Below are 18,913 nucleotides of genomic sequence, written 5' to 3' on the forward strand. Positions count from 1 at the left end.
ACGATTCGGTACAATTTTCAATCCATCCATTCTATCAAAAATAGGCAGGTTCTAAAACCTTGAGCGAACAACCAGAATCCAAAACGGAAGCGGCAAAGTTAGTGGATAAAAAAAGAATCGCCATCTGCGGCGGAACTCTCGGACGTGAAAATCGTTATTACGTTCGGGGTCAGGTTGTGGACGTTGCAATCACCGAGGAAATGAGGGACGATACCCGTTGGGATTTGGCGAACGGTCTTTTTGAAGGTCAGGAAAACGAAATCACTCCGTTTTTGGATTACGGATTGGAACCGGTTCGAAAGCCGATCTTAGTCGCGGAAATCTGGGACGAATCCGACAACCTGGTACATCAATCCCCCGAAATCAAAGGAGACGACGGAGGATTTTTCTTTCACGAGTTCACCAAACCTCTTCATCCCGGCAAGTATACGTTTCAAATTCAATTTCGAAAACTGGATTCGTACAGACAGTTTACAAAAGACATCGCGTACTTAAATCAAAAAGGAAAGAGCGAAATTTCCGGTCATACTCTGATCGGAAAAGGAAAACTCAGAATTCTTTCCGAAAACTTCGACGGTTATGTGACAACTTCGGATATAGACCAGACGTACCTCGCGACGGACATCCATTCCAACAAAGGAAAACTTTCCACGTTATTCGAAACACCGCAGCAAAAACTTCCTCTTCCGGGAATGCCCGCGCTTTATCGCGAAATTCGGACGGCGACGAACGATTCTCCGCTTTGTTTTATCTCCGCTAGCCCTCATTTTTTTAGAAGAACGTTACTCGCCACCATTCGAAGTCATTCCATCGTAACCGAATCCTTACATCTCAAATATCTGGAAGGAACGATCAAAGGAATCGTGGAAAAATTTTGGAATTCCGTGACTCATCCCGCAAAGTTCATCACGGACGGAATCTTAGGTTCCGTCGAAAGGATTCGAAAATTTGCCGGAGCGTCCTTTCAGAGTTTGTTCGATCAGATGAGTTACAAACTTACGATCTTACTCCGAGACAGATTGTATCTTCCCACAAACGCAAAAGAAATTTTGATCGGGGACAACACCGAAAGCGATTATCTGATTTTCATTCTTTATCAATACATTCTCTGCGGTAAGATGCACGGACAAGATTTGGAAGAGTATCTGTATCACCTAAACTTTTTAGGAAGGGACGCGATCACAAGAGACGCCGCGAAAACGATTCGAGAACTCGGAGAGGAAAACCGTAAAATTCACGGAGACGTAAATTCGGTTTCATTAGTTCTCATTAACAAAACGGCCCACGGACCCGACGAAGAGGAAATGCACTGGAACATACAAAGCGCACTTCCCGCGGGAATCGATCCTTTTAAACAAAAGGAAATTCATCCGTACATTCTCACCGAAGGTGCGCCGGGATTTGCGGTAGTACTTCAGGATAATGGAATATTAGATACTTCTGCTGTATTTCGGATCGTGGCAGAAATGGCGGGAGAATGGATGGAAGGTCATGTGATCGATCCGCAGGCTTTGATGGATTGGATTCGAAACCTGACTCTTCCCGGTGACTATCAAGATGAAAAGGATCTGATTTTGGAAGGACTCAAAAAAGCTCTGGAAAAGGAGGAAATTTCTTAAAAGTCTATCCTACTATTCTCTAAAATCGATTACCGTTAATTTTTATCTCAAAATACGGCTTTAATGCAAAATATTATGTCTTTATCATATAGTTATGAGCAATTCAGAATATTAGATACTTATTATATAATCTGAATAAAATTCAAAACGATCACTGCGACTCGCGGAGATTCCGATGGAATCGGATGGGTTCGGGAAAAATTTTGAGATCCGTAAAAAAGAACGCATAACGACTATTTGTTGAGAAAGGATTCTTCCCGGTTAACTTAGGGTTTTACGGGAAAAGTCGTAAGGATTTTTTTGATCGTTTGGCAAAGGACGTTACGAGTTTTGTTTTGAGACCTTTTGTCTTCGATGCCAAAAAAACAAAATCGTAACGAGAACCAATAGAGTAATGATGATTCTATTATAAATTTCTAAAAAAACCAAAACGTCTTCCCAATGAGAACCCAGATAAAAGCCGGAAACGATCAAAACTCCGCACCAAAGAACGACGGCCGCGCTAAAACATCCGAAAAAAAGAATCGGATTCATCTTTACCATTCCCGCGACGATCGAGACAAAAAATCGAATCCCCGCGGAAAACCGGCTGAACAAAACGACCAAGATGGAATTCTTTCGAAACCAAGAGAGGGTCTTTTCGATGGATTCCGGATCGTAAATGGAATCCTTAAACGGAAATTCTTTTTCTTTGACCCAATGCAGAAAAATTTGTCCGAAACGATACATGACCCAGGCGCCGAATACGTTTCCCGCCAAAGTGCTCGTGATCAGTTCGGTCCAACCGAATGAATTTAGATTTCTAGCGACCAGGAAACCGCCGAATACGGTGATCGTATCTCCGGGCCAAGGAGGAAAAACGTTTTCCGCAAAATTGGAAAATGCGAAAAAGAGCCAGAGGAAGATCGGGTCCGTTTCGGAAAGGCGGCTGAGAATTTGGATCAGAGTTTCCTGAAAAGTCATGAAGTTAGAATAAAAGAATTGTCAGTGATCCAGCGTAGCGTTCAAGTAAAAAAAGTGAACCCTAATCTCTTTTCATCTTTGAACCGTTCGACCGGAAAATTTCTTTTCACGAAAAAAAAGAAATTTTTCCATCCGACTTTCCTAAACATTCGGAGAACCTGCCTCATCCTAGCTTTTTGGTTTTCCGTTTTTAACTCGCCCGCGTTTGCACAAGCCGAAAGTTCTAAAAAAACGGAACTCTATCGTTACAATAAACTTACGTTACAGAACCATCCGGTTCGAAATCCAAGATCGCTTCCGATCGAATTCGTTCCGGAGGGTTCCGATCTGATCTATTCCACGGAACTCAAATCCGAACGAGGTTATTTCGAGACGAGGGAATCCTTTCTTCTGTTTACGCACGCTTTTAAAAAAAAGCAGATGGAAGTATATTACGATTCTATTTTTAAATCCCTCTACTGGAAGGTTTTGCAGGAAGAGATCACGGATACGAAAACGGTGATCATGGTCGAAAGCCAAAATAAGAAGGTAGTGACGATTCAAATCGAAGCCGTGGACAACGGAAGTAAGATCAAACTTTTTTATAAAAATTCGGGAAGTTGAAAGTTATGATCGAACCGATTCACATAAACCCGGAACCGGGAAAATATACGTTTCTCGTTTTTTTTTCGATCCTATTCGTACTTGCAATCGGAGTTTTCTTTTTGGTATTTCGACCCTATCTCTACTCTTCCTTGATGGCATTGATCCTGTATCTGGCCACACGAAGACCGCATAAGTTGTTAAAAGGATATTTTGGGGAGAGTTTTCAGTGGCTCGTTCCGTGGATTATGATTTCGCTCGTGTCTACGATCGTCCTCGTTCCGTCCTATTTCGTAATCCGTACATTGATCGGAGAGGCGCTTTCCATTCTTTTTAAATTGAGAATTTCTTTAAGCGAAGACAAGATTATCGAAACTCTGATGAACTTCGCGATGCTCACCGATTTTATCACGGACAACGAATTCTTCTGGGTAAAAATCCCCGAAATTTACGGAGAGTTTGCGGAAAACTACGTGGATATTCTGAACTTGGATAGTATCTACGGAATTTTGAGCAACGCGTCCTCTTTTATCCTGGGAAACATAGAATTGCCGACCGGAATTCTGATGAACCTTTTTTTCGCATTATTAGTTTTGTTCTTTCTCTACCAAGACGGAAAAAAAGTGGAACGATTCATTTTGGACAACCTTCCCTTTTCCAAACAATTGGAAGAACAAGTCGGAAGAAAATTAACCTCCGCGGTTCAAACCGTAATCCGAGGAAATCTAATCATATCGATTCTGCAAGGAGCGGCGATTTATATTCTTCTTTTGATCGCTGGAATTTCGAGCCCGTTCTTATACGCGAGTTTGGCCGCGTTCTTTTCCATCATTCCGGTTGTCGGAACTTCCGTGGTTTGGCTTCCGATCGGGCTCTACATTCTCTTTTTGGAAAACAATCCGATGATGGCCGTCTTTTTTATGGGAAGCGGACTTTTCTTTTATCTCGTTTTGGAAAATTTCGTAAAACCGAGAATGTTGGATAAAAAACTGCAAGTACATCCTCTTTTGATCTTTTTGTCTCTGATCGGAGGAATCAAAGAATTCGGAATTATGGGACTGGTCGTGGGTCCGGTCACGGTCACGTTAGTCGTCATTCTGTGGGATTTTTGGAAACTCTATCGCCGAGAATTGATTTTAAATAAGGGACATCGGTAAACATTGGAAGATTCCAAACCTCTTTCCGTTTCGGAAGTCACGAGGATTCTCAAGAACCTGATCGCCGGGTCCAAGGATTTAAAGAATATCTGGGTTAGAGGGGAAATTTCCAATTACAGCAAGGCCAGTTCGGGTCATATTTACTTTTCTCTCAAAGATTCCAATTCGCTCATTCGATGCACTTTTTTCAACTACGCAAATAAGAATTATTCCGGAAAACCGCTCTCCGACGGAAAAGAAATCCAGGTCTACGGAACGATCACACTCTACGAGGCGGGAGGTTCTTACAATCTCAACGTGACCCGAGTGGAAGAATTGGGACAAGGGGATATTCTCCTCCAAATCGAAAGACTCAAACAAAAACTCGCCGCCGAGGGAATTTTTGATCCGGAAAAAAAAAGAAGAATTCCTTCCTTTCCGAAAACGCTCGGAATCGCGACCTCTCCTTCCGGAGCGGCGATCGAAGACATCATCAAAATCGCCCGTTCTCGTTTTCCGGGGATCAATATTCTCATCGCACCCTGTGCCGTTCAAGGAGAGGAAGCTCCGAATTCCATCGTTGCTGCGATCGAAGAACTGAATCGTCCCGGTTGGGAAGTAGACGTGATCATCGCGGGACGAGGAGGCGGAAGTTTCGAGGATCTGATGGCGTTTAACGATGAGAAGGTGATTCGAGCCTACGCAAATTCCAGGGTTCCCATCATTTCGGCCGTGGGTCACCAAACCGACGTTTTGTTAAGCGACTTTGCGGCGGATTATTTTTCGCCGACTCCCACCGCGGCGGCCGAATATGCGGTTCCCAAAGAAGAAGATGTGCTTCAATTCTTATCCCAATTGGAAGGAAGGCTTAAGACATCCCTACTTGCGAGAGTTTCTTCCAGCAAAGACAAACTCAGGCTTTTGTCCGGAAAGTTTATCTTTAAGGAACCGATGCAACTTCTCAATCAGAGAAATCAGAGAGTGGATGAAATCGGAATCCGATTACAAAAGGCGTTGTCCAATAAACTGAATTTGGCGCGCGTTCGATTGGAACGATACGACAATCTTACATCTAGAATTCATAATATTCTTTTCCATAAAAAACAAAAAGCGGAATTTTGGACCACCAAGGTGGAAGATCTGTCTCCGGCGGCTACGATGAAACGGGGATATTCGATCCTTAGAAACGAAAAGGGAAAAATCATACGGTCTCCGGACGAAACAAAACCGGAAGAAGAATTGCAAGTTTTACTTTCGGGTGGAAAGATGCAAGTGATCAGAAAAGGATAATAAGAATGGCGGAAGCAAAATCAAAAATTTCATTCGAAGACGCTCTGATGGAACTCGAACAGATCGCCGAAAAACTAGAACGTCAGGATTTCAGTTTGGAAGAATCTCTCAAGGCTTATGAAAGAGGAATGGAACTCAAAAAAATCTGTCAGGGAATTTTAGATACAGCGGAAGGAAAGATAGAAGCCCTTACTAAGGACGAATCCAAAAAGACAAACAAAACCGGTTTTCGAGGAGAACCCAAAGTTCCTGAAACAAAAACCAACGGAACTTCTACTTCCGGAGAAGAGGATCTATTTTAGATTCTTATCTTCCTCTTTGGAAGAAGATCCGTTTTATTTTCTTTTCCCAAAACCTTAAATCAGTTCCGGGATCCAAGCCTTGAAAAGAACCGGCAATTTTTGGGATAAGCTTCTTCAGTTCCTAGGAAACAATTAGGATGAATGAGACAAAACGCCGACGGACCAAACCTAGTTCGGTAACCTTCCTCATTCAATTAACGTTTCTTTATTTTCCAGCCTGTGAAACGGCGTGAGACTATTCAATAGGCAATTCTGATCTTTTTTATGGAGATTCTTTTTACTTTCGTTCCTCTTCCTATGGCCCCCAACCCACTCGCCATTTTGAAACGTGAGGATTTTTCTTAAAAATACTAAACAGAAATTGAGTTTTTTATCGTTTTTTCCGGTTAGGGGTGTCTAACAAGAACCAAAAAAGGAAAAGAATTCAAAATTGTAGGAAGGGATGAAGAAGTTGGCTCCCCCTGCTGGGCTCGAACCAGCGACCCAGTGATTAACAGTCACTTGCTCTACCGACTGAGCTAAAGGGGAGTATCCTCGGTAGTCAGGCCCATGTTTCCAAAAAGGGGTACGGACGCAATCTCAATTTGTCTCATTGCGACGCCTTTTTCCAACTTTTTAAAGGAAAAATTTTGAACCTTAGAAAGAGGAAGAGCGAAAAAAGCTTTGGATCATTTTTCCTCTCGTTTAGAGTGACATAATCCCTTCTTACCAGTGTTACGGAGTCAAAGAAAAATTTATGAAGATAAATCGACATTTTACCGTTCCTCAAAACGGAAAATCGTCCACAATTCGGTGGGCCAAACGAAATTCCAGGATTACCAATCCTGATGGATCCAAAGTTTTCGAGGCAAATGATATCCTCGTTCCGGAAGATTGGTCTCAGGTTGCCGTCGATATTTTGGCGCAGAAATATTTCCGAAGAAAAGGTATTCCCAAGTATCTCAAAAAAGTGCAAGAAGACGAAATTCCGGAGTGGCTGCAAAAATCGGTTCCCGATACGGAAAAATTGGAATCTCTAAAACCGGAGGATCGTTTCGCGGGAGAAAACAGCGCACTTCAAGTTTTTCATAGACTCGCCGGTTGTTGGACGTATTGGGGATACAAATATAAATACTTCTCCGATGAGGAAAGCGCAAAGGTTTTCTATGATGAAATCGTATCTATGCTCGCGACTCAAATGGCGGCTCCCAATTCTCCGCAATGGTTTAACACCGGTTTAAACTGGGCGTATGGAATCGACGGAAAATCTCAAGGTCATTATTACGTGGACCCCGCAACCGGTAAACTTGTCAAATCCGCTTCCGCCTACGAACACCCTCAACCCCACGCTTGTTTTATTCAAAGTGTGGACGACGATCTCGTCAACGAGGGCGGGATCATGGATCTTTGGGTAAGGGAAGCCCGTCTTTTTAAATACGGTTCCGGAACCGGAACCAACTTCTCCAATTTAAGAGGAGAAAACGAACCCCTTTCCGGTGGTGGAAAAAGTTCCGGTCTGATGAGTTTTTTAAAAATCGGCGACCGCGCCGCCGGTGCGATCAAGTCCGGTGGAACCACTCGCCGCGCCGCTAAGATGGTTTGTCTCGATGTGGATCATCCGGATATCGAAAGTTTTATCGATTGGAAAGTGACCGAAGAAAAGAAAGTCGCTTCTCTCGTAACCGGTTCCATGCTCAACAACCGTCATCTCAACGCGATCATATCCGCTTGTTACGAGATGGAAACCGAAGATCGTTTTGATCCTAAGAAAAATTCTTCCCTGAAAAAAACCATTCTGGAAGCGAAGAAAGTTCTGATTCCGGATAACTACATCAAACGTGTGATCGACCTTGCCAAACAAGGATACAAGGAAATTCTTTTTGAAGAATTGACCACGGATTGGCAGTCGGACGCATACAACACAGTTTCCGGCCAAAACAGTAATAACTCCGTCCGTCTTACGAACGAGTTCATGACCGCGGTGGAACAAGACCAACCTTGGAATCTATATTTCAGAACCGAAAAGGAAAAAGCAAAATCGGAAGGACGTAAGGCGAAACCTTCTCAAACGCTCCGGGCCAGAGAACTCTGGGAAAAAATTTCCTACGCGGCTTGGGCGAGCGCTGACCCGGGAACACAATATCATACCACAATCAACGAATGGCACACTTGCCCGGAAGACGGCCCGATCAACGCTTCCAACCCCTGCTCCGAATATATGTTTTTAGATAACACGGCTTGCAATCTCGCATCCGCGAACTTACAAAAATTCGTGGACCTGGAAACGTTGAACTTCGACGTGGAGGGTTTTCGTTATCTCTGCAAACTCTGGACCATCATTCTAGAAATCTCAGTGACGATGGCTCAGTTCCCTTCCAAAGAAATCGCCGAACTTTCCTACAAGTTTCGCACGTTAGGTCTCGGTTATGCGAACCTCGGTTCCATCCTGATGATTCTCGGAATTCCTTACGATTCCCAGGAAGCCATGGCGATTACAGGGGCAATCTCTTCTATCATGCATATGACCGCCTACGCTACATCCGCAGAAATGGCGAAAGAACAAGGTTCGTTTGCGGGTTACGAAAAGAATAAAAGCCATATGCTTCGTGTGGTTCGCAATCATCGAAGAGCCGCCTACAACGCGCCTTCCGGAGACTACGAAGGTTTGACCATCACTCCCGTCGGCATCAACCCCGCGTTCTGCCCTTCTTATATGCTCAAGGCCGCGCAAGAAGATTCGGATTTGGCGCTTTCTCTCGGTGAAAAGTACGGATTTAGAAACGCACAAGTTACGGTGATCGCGCCGACGGGGACGATCGGACTTGTGATGGATTGTGATACCACGGGCATCGAACCTGACTTCGCCCTTGTGAAGTTTAAAAAACTGGCGGGCGGCGGTTATTTCAAAATCATCAATCAATCCGTTCCTTTCGGTCTAAAAAAACTAGGTTATTCTCCTTCCGAAATCGAAGCGATCGTAAACTATTGTAAAGGTTACGCGACTTTGAACGGGGCGCCCGTAATCAATACACAAACCCTAAAAGAAAAAGGTTTTACAAACGAAATTCTTGAAAAAGTGGAAGCCTCTCTTCCTCTTGCATTCGATATCAACTTCGCATTCAATAAGTTTAATTTGGGAGAAAACTTCTTAACCAAAAACTTAGGAATCGCCAAGGAAGTTTATGACACTCCCGGTTTTTCTCTTCTGGAACATCTCGGTTTTACCAAAGAAGATATCAACAAAGCGAACGACTACGTTTGTGGGACGATGACGATTGAAAACGCTCCTTTCTTGAAGGAAAAGGATTATCCGGTTTTTGACTGCGCGAACAAATGCGGAAAATACGGAAAGAGATTCCTTTCTTACGAATCTCATATCCGCACGATGGCAGCGGCTCAACCTTTTATCAGCGGTGCGATCTCCAAAACCATCAACCTGCCCGAAGACGCGGTTGTGGAAGATATCAAAAACGCATACTTCTTATCTTGGAAGATGATGATCAAAGCAAACGCTCTTTATAGGGACGGATCCAAACTTTCTCAACCGCTTAATTCCGTATTAGAACTTTTGAATGGAATCGAAGTGGACGATCAGGAAGAAATCAGAGAAGCGATGATCTCCAGAGATCCGGTTCAGATCTCGGAAAAGGTAATCACAAAATATATTTCTCATCGTAGAAAACTTCCGAGCCGAAGAGCGGGATATACACAGAAAGCGATCGTGGGCGGGCACAAGGTTTATTTAAGAACCGGCGAATACGAAGACGGTCAAATCGGAGAAATTTTTATCGATATGCACAAGGAAGGAGCCGCGTTTAGAAGTTTGATGAACGCGTTTGCCATCTCCGTTTCTCTGGGATTACAACACGGTGTTCCCTTGGAAGAATACGTGGATGCGTTTACTTTCTTCAAATTCGAACCTAATGGAATCGTTTCCGGAAACAAACATATCAAGATGAGTACTTCCGTAATCGATTATATCTTTAGAGAATTGGCGATTACTTATCTTGGAAGATACGATCTTGGGCAAGTATCTCCGGAAGACTTAAGAGGTGACGAAATCGGTTCCAAACGCGCGACAGCGGAATCAAACGGCCGGGAAACGGAAACTCTCAGCCCAACGGCGGCGATTGTGGAACCCGCTCCGAAAAAGGAAGTGGAAACCATTTCCTATTCCCAAATGATTTCCAAAGAAAGACCCACGTCCCCTCCTACAAAAACCGCCCTCTTGGAAGAAGTCAAACTCGCGAGGATAAAGGGTTATACGGGTGATTCTTGTTCCGAGTGTGGATCTTTTGAGATGGTGCGTAACGGATCCTGTCTGAAATGTATGTCCTGCGGATCCACCACGGGATGTTCTTGATCGGAAATAGATAGTACAAAACGAGGAACCGAGATTTATGATTAATCATCTCGGAAGAGATAGATAAAAGCCTGAATGGGATTCTCCATTCAGGCTTTTTTACTTTTTAACGTAAGTTTAATATAAGGTTCTATCCCGCAAGGAACTCGGCTAACGTGAGTTCGGCGGCGTAACAAAGTTAGGTCTGCCCATCCCACGCCCCGTGTAGAAGTGCAAACCCTTCGCATACATATCCAACATCGGCAGTGCAATATCTGCAAAGTGTCCGCCGATACTGGAACAATAACCTTCAGGTTCCGTGGAACGAATTGCACATAAAAGGCCCTCCGCTGAAGCGCTCGCATCAACGGTGATGGGATATTTACCGGGACGTCTGCCAATCCGTTGTTTAGGTGCGCTCTCAATGGGATTCGCCCCTATCTTCTCGGCGATTTCCAATCGTATTTTGTTTGTATCAACATAGTCAACGGATCCCGCTCCAGCGGCCCTCGTATAGGAAGCCGCAAACAGTCCGATGGAACCGGCGCCGCCCATAATCAATACGTCGGCTCCGCCATTACGAGAAAGATGAGGCACAGTTAACTCGTAGCCGAAAGGGATATTATCGCTTAGACTTGCAACGTGCGAAGGATTGATCCCCGGTGGTAACCCGAATAGTGTCGCATTTGCATTTGGCACACGAATGTAGTCCGAAAAAAACCACCCCATTTGCCGCCGACGGACATACCGAACATCGCACCTTGAGGATAGGAAGCACAGGTATTCATCAATCCTCGTCTACATCTGTGGCATTGACCGCAAGAAAGATGCCAGCTAACAACGACTAACTGCCCGGGATAAAACTGCCTTACTCCTTCTCCGATCTCTACTATTTCACCGATACATTCGTGACCGATATCAAAAGGACCTTTAAAAGGAGTTTTGCCTTGGATAATCATTACATCCAAATCACAAGTCGACGACGCCACCGGACGAACGATTGCGTCTTCCGGATGTAGTAATTTAGGTTTTGGCATTTCACGCCAATCTAACTCTCCCGGTGAAAGTATGTGAGAACTCGGTTCATCGTGTTGGTTCCTCTTCTATTTTTAAGTCTATTCTGCCTTTTCGATCGATTTTTTCATCGCGTCCAGAGTGACTACCTTTCCGGACATTCCCCAACCGCCATCCGGAACCTCATTGATATGAACCCAAGTATATCTGCGGACGACGGGTTTTCCTTCCGCTTCGACAACCGCATCGGTAACTTTCTGAATCATATCATTTTTCATCTCCGCTGACAAAGATCCGGCCGGTACAAAAATTTGAACAAGTGGCATAACAATCTCCTGAAATGTATCAATCAGGATGTATGATGATCATCATAATTTTCAAGAAAATTTTATCCAATTGTAGATAAATCTAGGAGAATATGCCAAAAATCGGCCTTTTTTTACGGATTGCCGAACAACGTATAAATAAAAGTATGATGATTTGTATAATAATCTACCGTCGATGATGAAATGCAAAAAATAGCTCGTACGAAACAAGAGATGATCACCGCTGCTCGTAAGCTGATCCAAGCAAAAGGTGTGGCCGCAACAGGGCTTATGGAAGTGGTTACAGTAGCGGAAACGTCGAGAGGTTCGATCTACCATCATTTTCCGGGCGGGAAAGACGAATTGATTTGTTTGGCAATTGATGAGGCCACTGTTCTTGCAGAAGCCAGCATCCTTCGTATTAGCAGAAAGGGGCGAAGTGTTTCCGAAGTGATCCGGAGGATTGCATCCGTTTTTCGAATGATACCGGAAAATTCCAAATGGCAGGTGGGTTGCCCTGTCGCAGCAACCGCTATCGAGGGACATTCCCAGTCGGAAGTAGTACGCGACGCAGTAGCCAATGCCTTCTCGCGTTGGAGCCAAGCAATCGAATTCACTTTATTGAATGCAGGTCTCGAACCTAATGAGGCGAAATTGGCGGGTGTGGGTATCCTAGCGGCGCTGGAAGGCGGTTTGATCATATCCCGCGGACTATCTTCTTCAGAACCTTATGACGCTCTTGTTGATTTGATTGTCTCCGGAGTAACGGCAAAAGATCGGTCGAAAAATAAACAATCCTGAAGACACCTCATTGTTATTAAACGATCATTCTTGAATATAATAAATTTATAATTATCCTTATATCAAATCCAACTTCCATTTTGTCGATAAGATAAAAAAGCATATGAATGACTCTCTAAACAACAGAGTGTCGCTAATTTTATATCCGAAAGGCCAATTCTCGTCGAGATCAAATACACTTTAGAGTTTGTCCCAAAACGTCTCGAGTTTTTTCGGCATCGCATTCATTTCCGCAATTTTCGTATGCTTTGGGACGAGCTCTTAATAAAAACTCGTAGTTTGATTTTAATTTTCCAAAAGTAGCCTTTATTCTTTTTTAAATTTTATTGGGATAAGACTTTAGTTCTTTATTATGAGTTTGTCCTAAAACCGTCCGATTTTATCGGAATGGCCGCAAATCTCTGCGATTGTTTTGAGTTTTGGGACAGGCTCTATATTTCACCATTTTCTTTTTCATAACGAATCAAAGCATTATGCCATCTTTTCATAGAATCGTCGAAAAACTCTATGGACTTATCTTGAATGTACGATTTATACCAGTCGATTAGACCATTCCAATTTTCGAGATTTCCTTTTTCCTTAACTGCAAACCCAATCTCATTCAATAGAAAATTAGATTTCAATAAATTATTCTTCATAGAAGTAGTCACTAAATTTTCATCAGAATCGGAGCCACCTTGCGCTATCGGAACGATATGATCGCAGGTAGGTATAAATTCCCAATAGGCAATATGGCATTCGGACATTTTCCAATTTGTATGATACGGAAAGGATGTAGTCAAATTGAATGAAATTAATCTGAGAACATTCGGAAATACAAGCTGATCGCCTGTATAACGATCTATAAATCCATCCCGGATAAATAAACTCAGTTTTTCAAAGGTGGATAACTTTCTTTTATCATATGAAATAAATCTGTGCGGATAATGAATATCAATAATTTCTTTCGCGCCGAAAACGTCGTTTTTCATTAAAGAATCCGCAACGTCTATAATTGATTTTAAACCTTTATTCATTAAAATACATGTTTCCTGTTATGAAGCCAACTACATATCAATTTAAAAATGTTAAAGTTGATTTTAATGAAAATAAAATTCAAGAAAATTTTATCATTTAGAGGCTACTTTAAAATTTTAGAAGATATCTCTAAAGTTCTCAAACAAAACAAAACGCCTTCTTAGCAAGAAACTCACACAAAACTTAGAAATTACAGTTTTTAAGAGTTCATTATAAATATGGGAACTACCGCAAAAATTCACTATTGAAAAAACGATTCAAAACTATAAAACAAACCGACGAGATTAATTCCCAGGAACTCATTCGTCAAAAGTCTGTGAGAAAATTTTCAACTGTAGAGCTATTACATCTTCTTTTTGAGAGTTTGTGAGAAATTTCTAATAAACATTTTTCTAAAGTCTCTATTTATTCCTTGAACCTGAATTTCAAATCGGTTAACGGAGATTTTTTTAAATCCGTGACCGCATAATTCTCATTCATTTCTTTTTTGTAATCGAAGGTTTCGATCACTTTACCGGAATATAAACTATGGATTCGAAAAACACCGTCATCAGGAGCGTAAACGTGACGGAATCTTTTTTCAACGAACGGAAATCTTACATTAAAAGCGCTTAAAACTTACGGACTGGCAGGCGTTCCGGTCAGTCCGGGAATTTTGACTTCCGGTTTATTAATCGTTCCCAAAACAGGAATACATTTGGCTCCGCTTTGTTTTTCCAAAAGAGTGAGCATATCGGCGATGTCCTGTCTTTCCAACGCGAAGTTGCGATCCAGTTCCAAGCAAATTCTAAGATTCAATTGAGAAAAGGACATGTTCTCAGATAGACGAATGTTCCCCGTAATATCAAAACGAGCGATCGATGTGTCTAACGTAAAATCGTTGAAAATCAGATTCCCACCTTGAAGATTAATCTTTGTAAGAAACTTTTTAATCGTGATGTTTTTCAGCTCGCCTAAAAGAGGGATTTCAGGAAGTTCTTGAATCATACCCGAAGACGATCCGGCCGGGATTTCCAAATCCAAGTTGCCGTTCATTCTCGTTAGGCCCTGGTCTAAGTTATCGAATTTTCCCTGGCCTTCAAAGTTACGGATTTTTGCCAAAGGTCCGTTTTCCGTATCGATCTTTAAGGAAACCAGTTTAAACTTACCGTCGAACTTTTTCTTAATCAAACCGAACAGGGAAGTTTTTAGAACCGCCTCTTCCGTTTTGATTTTAAGATTGGAAGACGTAGTGATTTCGAGAGTATCCAAAGTAACGTTTCCTAAAAGCGAAATACTCATATCCCGGAAATTGACGATCGTTCCCGTTTTAGCGGAAGAAGAATTTAAAGAACTTCGAATGATTTCATCCAAAGGAAACAACCAAATCGTAAAAAGGAGAAAAGAAAATACTCCGGTTCCGATGAGGATTAATTTTTGTTTCAGGGTAAACCTAGGCGCAGCCTCTTCCTCTTCTTCTTGCAATTCAAGAGTTAAAAATTCTTCCTCTTCGCGAGTCAGCGCCGTCTCTTCCTGAAACTCTTTTTCTTTCATCGTTTTACACCCGGCACGCGGCTATAGGTGGAGAGTTTCAGATTTACATCATAAACTTCTTTTCCTTGAAACGGCTTTTTAAAATTCAAATATTCCACTCTGGCGTTAATCATTTTGTTCTTTTCTATATCATAGATCAGTCGAAAGACATTGTCCAAGGTCGCCGATCGAAAATTGATATCGATTGTAATCCGATTGTATTTTTTCTCTTCGACCGAATTGAAATCCTTCATCGTCGAAATTTTTTCCTTCAACCCGTGTCGAACAATAATCTCGTCTAACTTCGCGTAGACGCCGCTTACATCGGTTTCGCCTCCGGAAGAATCCAAGGATCTGAAATCGTTGAATTCTTGGATAATCTTATCCAGTTTTACGGGCGCGGTTCTCGAATCCTGAACACTTTCCGTCAGACTTTGGCGAAGAGTTACCACTTTGCGGATCGTCATAAATACGATCAGCAAAAGAATCGCCCCGATTCCTCCGAGTACGATGAGTCTTTCTCTGGGCTCTAATTTATCAAGCATGGCGGTCTTAAAACGATTCCTCCGCAGAAGCCGATTTATTCGTAACTTTCATCTTAATGACAAAAGATACTTTATAGTTTTTTATACCTTGCATCAATTTTTTATCCGCAATCTCTATATCCTTAAACATCGGAGATTTTTCCAAGGATCTTTGAACAACGCCGATTTCACTGAACTCGTTCACCCTTCCGCCGATTTTGACCAGATCCTGATCGTAGTCGAACTGATCCAACTGAAAAGGTTGCATATCGGAAGAAGGAAAATTCATGGAAAGTTCGAATAAAATGTCGAGAATACTCGGCTTACTTAAATACAACCTGTAAATCTCGGTCTTTTTCTTTTCTTCGTTTTTAAGTTTAGTAGCATATTCTAATATATCCGCGTCTTCGGGAACGGTTCTGCCGAAACCTCTCTGGAACTTTTCCGCGAGCATTTTATCGCTAGCGCTGAGTTTGCGTTTATCGATTACAATTCCAACGAAAAAAACCGTGATCAAAATGAACAAGGAAATCCCCGAAAAAATCAAATGCGGCCTAAACTGTTCGAAATTTAGAATATTCTTATTGATTCGTTTAACATGCGGAGTATCGATAAAATCGATCTTATCCTTTTTTGCAAATCCGAAATGATAACCCATTCCCAAACAGGTCGAGAATGTATCCCCGTTCAAAGAAAGGAAATCGTATCTACGAACGATAAGTCCCAACGAATCTCCGAAAAAGGATTCGATTCCACGAATCTTACTTCCTCCCCCCGAAAGGTATAAAACCTCCGGTCTTTCGGTTTCGTTCATCGACACGATACTTCTGTGAATTTCGGACGAAAGTTTTTCCGCGAACTTTGCCGCGGTTTGAAACGCCTTTTTGATATCAATCGTTTTGAGTTTAAATTCTTTCGCGAACAGATTGAGACCGTCTTCCTCCGTCGCAAAAGGTTCGAATTGAAGGGAAAGTTTGATGGCTTCCGCTTTTTCAAAAGGAATCTTAAGATCGGAAGCGATCTGCTCCGTAAGAGTATCCCCTCCTACGGAAATGTATCTCGTATGAGCGACTTTCCCTTCGCACAATAGATTTAAGATCGTAACTCGTCCGCCTAGGTCGGCTTGGGCACAATTTTTAAAAGTGATTTCTTTGTTGGAATGTTCGGAGACGACGGAAGAAAGACTGACCGAATCCACGAACAAACCTCTAAATACGATATTACTTTCGAAAAAAGGCGCGGTGATAAAATCCAATTCGCTGTGGTGCGCCGAGTACGCGATCACGTCCGATTTTTCCTGATCGATTCTCCATATATTTCCCGTGACTTCCACCGTTTCCATCGGAAACGGAATTCTATTTTCCACTTCGAACGGGATCACTTCCCGAATGGCTTTTATCGTCGTGAGAGGAATATGAAGTTCCCTTACAAAAAGACGGTCCAGGGGAAGATTCAAAACGATACTCGTCTCGCCGGGAAAGTAGGAATTGATGAAACGTAGAATATTGTGTCTGTACTCATCCTCTTCTCCATGAGAAATACTCATGATCTCGGAACGTAGAATACTTAACTTTCCCAGAACTTTTTGAAAGAGAACGCCCTTGATCGTACTCGTTCCGTAATCAATTGCAAGAAATTGATCGTAAATAAACATCTGTCTTTAATCTTCCATATAATAAAGCATTTGGTTGTTGGTCAGATCGAAAATACCTGTGATTCTGCGAATTGTATTCCCCACTTGACCTACGGCTACAATTCTAAAAATTTCTCCTTTGGTTTTCACTCTTCCGCCGGAAACGTCCGTTCCTTCCCCCGCAAGTTCCTTATAAAGAGTCAATCCGCCCGCGGTCGGAATTTGAAATTCCTGAAATTTTTCCAGTTCCTTGATTTCTTTGATAAAGCCGCCTCGTTCCAATTTGAATTTAAGAATTCTCATGGCTGCCTGTTTAGTCATAAAATCGGATAAAGACATCAAAACAAAGTATGGCGCGCCGTTCAAGTTGATTCTATCGTCCGAGTTTTGCCCGGAGGGAACGTACGCGGTTATGTTATTCGCTAAGACAAAGTCGCTGTCTCCGATCAAAGCCCTTTCCTCCTCAGACTGAAACGCTTTGGAATATTTCTGATCGAAATCCGCCGGTTTTAGAGAACCGTAAACCGTCGCTCTGTCAAATCCCTTCACGGAAACGAGTTCGGAAAGAGAGTACATAAAGGAATTCTTATTCTTGCGGGGGGGTTTTAGGGAGGAATAGTATCCGTCTTCCGCGCCTCCTCCGGTTTCTTGCAGATCGGTGTCCAACCAATCGAAGATCGGAAATATTTTTTCCCGCTTGATACCGAATTGATCGAAAAGTCTAGAAAGCATTTCCACAGAACGTAGATTCTGCTGATTGTCGTCTTGGTTCAAGAGAGAATTCAAATTGATCTTTCCGTCTTCGGAACTGATCTTATAGTAAATGGTTCCACCTCCCAACGGCAAAGGAGGAGGATTGAGTGCGATTCCACTTTTGTAGAGATACTCCTCCGGAATTTTTTTGAGCGCCCCCAAGGCGCCCTGAAAACCCGCCTTTGCCAAAAGAAGCGCCCTAAATCCGTCCGCCGCCGCCTGAGCCACTCTCCTTTCGCCTAAGGAACGTTCTCCGAATTCTGTGGCCGTATAAAACGAAGCGGTTCCGATCGCCATCACGAGAATCACGACCATAAAACCTTCTCTGGATTTTCTAACTTTCAGTTCGGACAAAGTTGTTTTTGTGTTTTTGTTTTCGATTTTGAATAAAACGTTTCGACTGGTTTTTAAAAAAGATAAGACGTTGGAACGGTTCATCCGCATTTTTATAAAAGTTACAAACGTCTTTGATAAAGAATTTAATAAAATTTGAATATTACTTAAAAAGAATACCTGGAAACGCAAGAGTTTCATAACGGACCTCCTTTTTTCCGGAGTTTACGATCAGCTCGACTCGGATCAGTCTCGGAATCGCCTTTGTGAGTTTCGAATCCCACTCTTCTTCCCATTTCGTCCCGGTTCTGGAATACTTGAGTTGAAAACTTTTTACGTGGGTCAACAACGTATATTCCGTTCCGCCCGATTTCGGATAACGGTCCACCATTTCGTCCTCTCTTCGGATAAGAACGTTGTAATTGGAATCCTCGGGCATCGGTTTTAAGTAGAAAGAAACTTCACGAACCTCCGGCATGGAAGTCTCTTCCGAATTCGGATGTGTGGCGGCAAAATCCAAACGATCCTTACGATCCACTCCTCTTCCTTCGTTTTTACCGATAAAAATCAGTCTTCTCTGCGTTTGATGAAAGTACGTCATCGCGATCGTACTCCGGATATTCTCCATCGCAAGAAGAATGTCCCTTTTGGCCGCGCCTCCGGGAGAAGAGGATTCCCTGGAAATTTTAAGAGCGGTATAATATGTCGAAAAAATTCCGGTAAAGATCACGCCCAAAATCATCACCACGATCGAAATTTCGATCAAAGTGAACCCGCTTCGTTTGGAATGTATGTTTCTCATCTTCAT

General features: G+C 42.6%; 15 protein-coding genes, 1 tRNA gene and 2 pseudogenes. 7 read left to right on the forward strand and 11 right to left on the reverse strand.

The window, feature by feature from the left end; all coding sequences use genetic code 11:
* Positions 1-59 precede the first annotated feature (59 nt).
* Positions 60-1,619 (forward strand): phosphatase domain-containing protein, encoded by a 1,560-nt coding sequence (locus LEP1GSC060_RS03530; protein WP_002995978.1) that lies wholly within the window; start codon positions 60-62, stop codon positions 1,617-1,619.
* A gap of 321 nt (positions 1,620-1,940) precedes the next feature.
* Here LEP1GSC060_RS03530 and LEP1GSC060_RS03535 read toward each other — a convergent pair whose 3' ends face one another.
* Positions 1,941-2,582 (reverse strand): DedA family protein, encoded by a 642-nt coding sequence (locus LEP1GSC060_RS03535; RefSeq protein ID WP_002996032.1) that lies wholly within the window; start codon positions 2,580-2,582, stop codon positions 1,941-1,943.
* Here LEP1GSC060_RS03535 and LEP1GSC060_RS03540 point away from each other — a divergent pair.
* From LEP1GSC060_RS03540 to LEP1GSC060_RS03555, 4 genes are read left to right on the forward strand one after another with little or no spacing between them, the layout of a single operon-like run.
* Positions 2,571-3,185 (forward strand): hypothetical protein, encoded by a 615-nt coding sequence (locus tag LEP1GSC060_RS03540; RefSeq protein WP_051061394.1) that lies wholly within the window; start codon positions 2,571-2,573, stop codon positions 3,183-3,185. The genes LEP1GSC060_RS03535 and LEP1GSC060_RS03540 overlap by 12 nt on opposite strands.
* A gap of 5 nt (positions 3,186-3,190) precedes the next feature.
* Positions 3,191-4,321, forward strand: a complete 1,131-nt coding sequence (locus tag LEP1GSC060_RS03545) for an AI-2E family transporter (protein WP_002996218.1) — start codon at positions 3,191-3,193, stop codon at positions 4,319-4,321.
* A gap of 3 nt (positions 4,322-4,324) precedes the next feature.
* A complete protein-coding gene (xseA, locus tag LEP1GSC060_RS03550; protein WP_002995991.1) occupies positions 4,325-5,590 on the forward strand; it encodes an exodeoxyribonuclease VII large subunit in 1,266 nt (421 codons plus the stop codon).
* 5 nt (positions 5,591-5,595) lie between these two features.
* A complete protein-coding gene (locus LEP1GSC060_RS03555) occupies positions 5,596-5,892 on the forward strand; it encodes an exodeoxyribonuclease VII small subunit (protein WP_002995966.1) in 297 nt (98 codons plus the stop codon).
* A gap of 452 nt (positions 5,893-6,344) precedes the next feature.
* On the opposite strand, the gene LEP1GSC060_RS03560 is transcribed toward LEP1GSC060_RS03555, so the two are convergent.
* Positions 6,345-6,420: transfer RNA gene (locus LEP1GSC060_RS03560), tRNA-Asn, on the reverse strand.
* Positions 6,421-6,628: 208 nt separating this feature from the next.
* Between LEP1GSC060_RS03560 and LEP1GSC060_RS03565 the strand changes: the two genes are divergently transcribed.
* Positions 6,629-10,234, forward strand: coding sequence for a vitamin B12-dependent ribonucleotide reductase (locus LEP1GSC060_RS03565; RefSeq protein WP_002996136.1), 3,606 nt, complete (start codon positions 6,629-6,631; stop codon positions 10,232-10,234).
* A 174-nt stretch (positions 10,235-10,408) separates the two neighbouring features.
* Here LEP1GSC060_RS03565 and LEP1GSC060_RS19230 read toward each other — a convergent pair.
* Positions 10,409-11,300: pseudogene (locus LEP1GSC060_RS19230) on the reverse strand (zinc-dependent alcohol dehydrogenase); the annotation flags it as partial.
* Between the two features lie 28 nt (positions 11,301-11,328).
* Positions 11,329-11,553, reverse strand: coding sequence for a tautomerase family protein (locus LEP1GSC060_RS03575; RefSeq protein WP_036095275.1), 225 nt, complete (start codon positions 11,551-11,553; stop codon positions 11,329-11,331).
* A 183-nt stretch (positions 11,554-11,736) separates the two neighbouring features.
* On the opposite strand from LEP1GSC060_RS03575, the gene LEP1GSC060_RS03580 reads away from it, so the two are divergent.
* On the forward strand, positions 11,737-12,333 hold the full coding sequence (locus LEP1GSC060_RS03580; protein ID WP_036095277.1) for a TetR/AcrR family transcriptional regulator: 597 nt from the start codon (positions 11,737-11,739) through the stop codon (positions 12,331-12,333).
* 431 nt (positions 12,334-12,764) lie between these two features.
* On the opposite strand, the gene LEP1GSC060_RS20245 is transcribed toward LEP1GSC060_RS03580, so the two are convergent.
* The 7 genes and pseudogenes from LEP1GSC060_RS20245 to LEP1GSC060_RS03615 form a co-directional block, all read right to left on the reverse strand.
* Positions 12,765-13,079: an HNH endonuclease gene (locus LEP1GSC060_RS20245; RefSeq protein ID WP_080634504.1), complete on the reverse strand. Its 315-nt coding sequence runs from the start codon at positions 13,077-13,079 to the stop codon at positions 12,765-12,767.
* 614 nt (positions 13,080-13,693) lie between these two features.
* A pseudogene (locus LEP1GSC060_RS20800) lies at positions 13,694-13,914 on the reverse strand (hypothetical protein); the annotation flags it as partial.
* Between the two features lie 54 nt (positions 13,915-13,968).
* The gene (gene gspN, locus LEP1GSC060_RS03595) at positions 13,969-14,883 is read right to left on the reverse strand and encodes a type II secretion system protein GspN (RefSeq protein ID WP_002996362.1); all 915 of its coding nucleotides are present in this window, start codon (positions 14,881-14,883) and stop codon (positions 13,969-13,971) included.
* Positions 14,880-15,407, reverse strand: coding sequence for a hypothetical protein (locus LEP1GSC060_RS03600; RefSeq protein ID WP_002996139.1), 528 nt, complete (start codon positions 15,405-15,407; stop codon positions 14,880-14,882). Before LEP1GSC060_RS03600 ends, gspN begins: the two co-directional genes overlap by 4 nt.
* 7 nt (positions 15,408-15,414) lie before the next feature.
* On the reverse strand, positions 15,415-17,040 hold the full coding sequence (locus tag LEP1GSC060_RS03605) for a cell division protein FtsA (protein ID WP_002996328.1): 1,626 nt from the start codon (positions 17,038-17,040) through the stop codon (positions 15,415-15,417).
* A gap of 6 nt (positions 17,041-17,046) precedes the next feature.
* The gene (locus LEP1GSC060_RS03610) at positions 17,047-18,306 is read right to left on the reverse strand and encodes a type II secretion system minor pseudopilin (RefSeq protein ID WP_036095278.1); all 1,260 of its coding nucleotides are present in this window, start codon (positions 18,304-18,306) and stop codon (positions 17,047-17,049) included.
* Positions 18,269-18,913: a type II secretion system protein GspJ gene (locus LEP1GSC060_RS03615; protein WP_002996316.1), complete on the reverse strand. Its 645-nt coding sequence runs from the start codon at positions 18,911-18,913 to the stop codon at positions 18,269-18,271. Before LEP1GSC060_RS03615 ends, LEP1GSC060_RS03610 begins: the two co-directional genes overlap by 38 nt.

The sequence above is a fragment of the Leptospira weilii serovar Ranarum str. ICFT genome (assembly GCF_000332415.1).
GTDB lineage: Bacteria > Spirochaetota > Leptospiria > Leptospirales > Leptospiraceae > Leptospira > Leptospira weilii_A.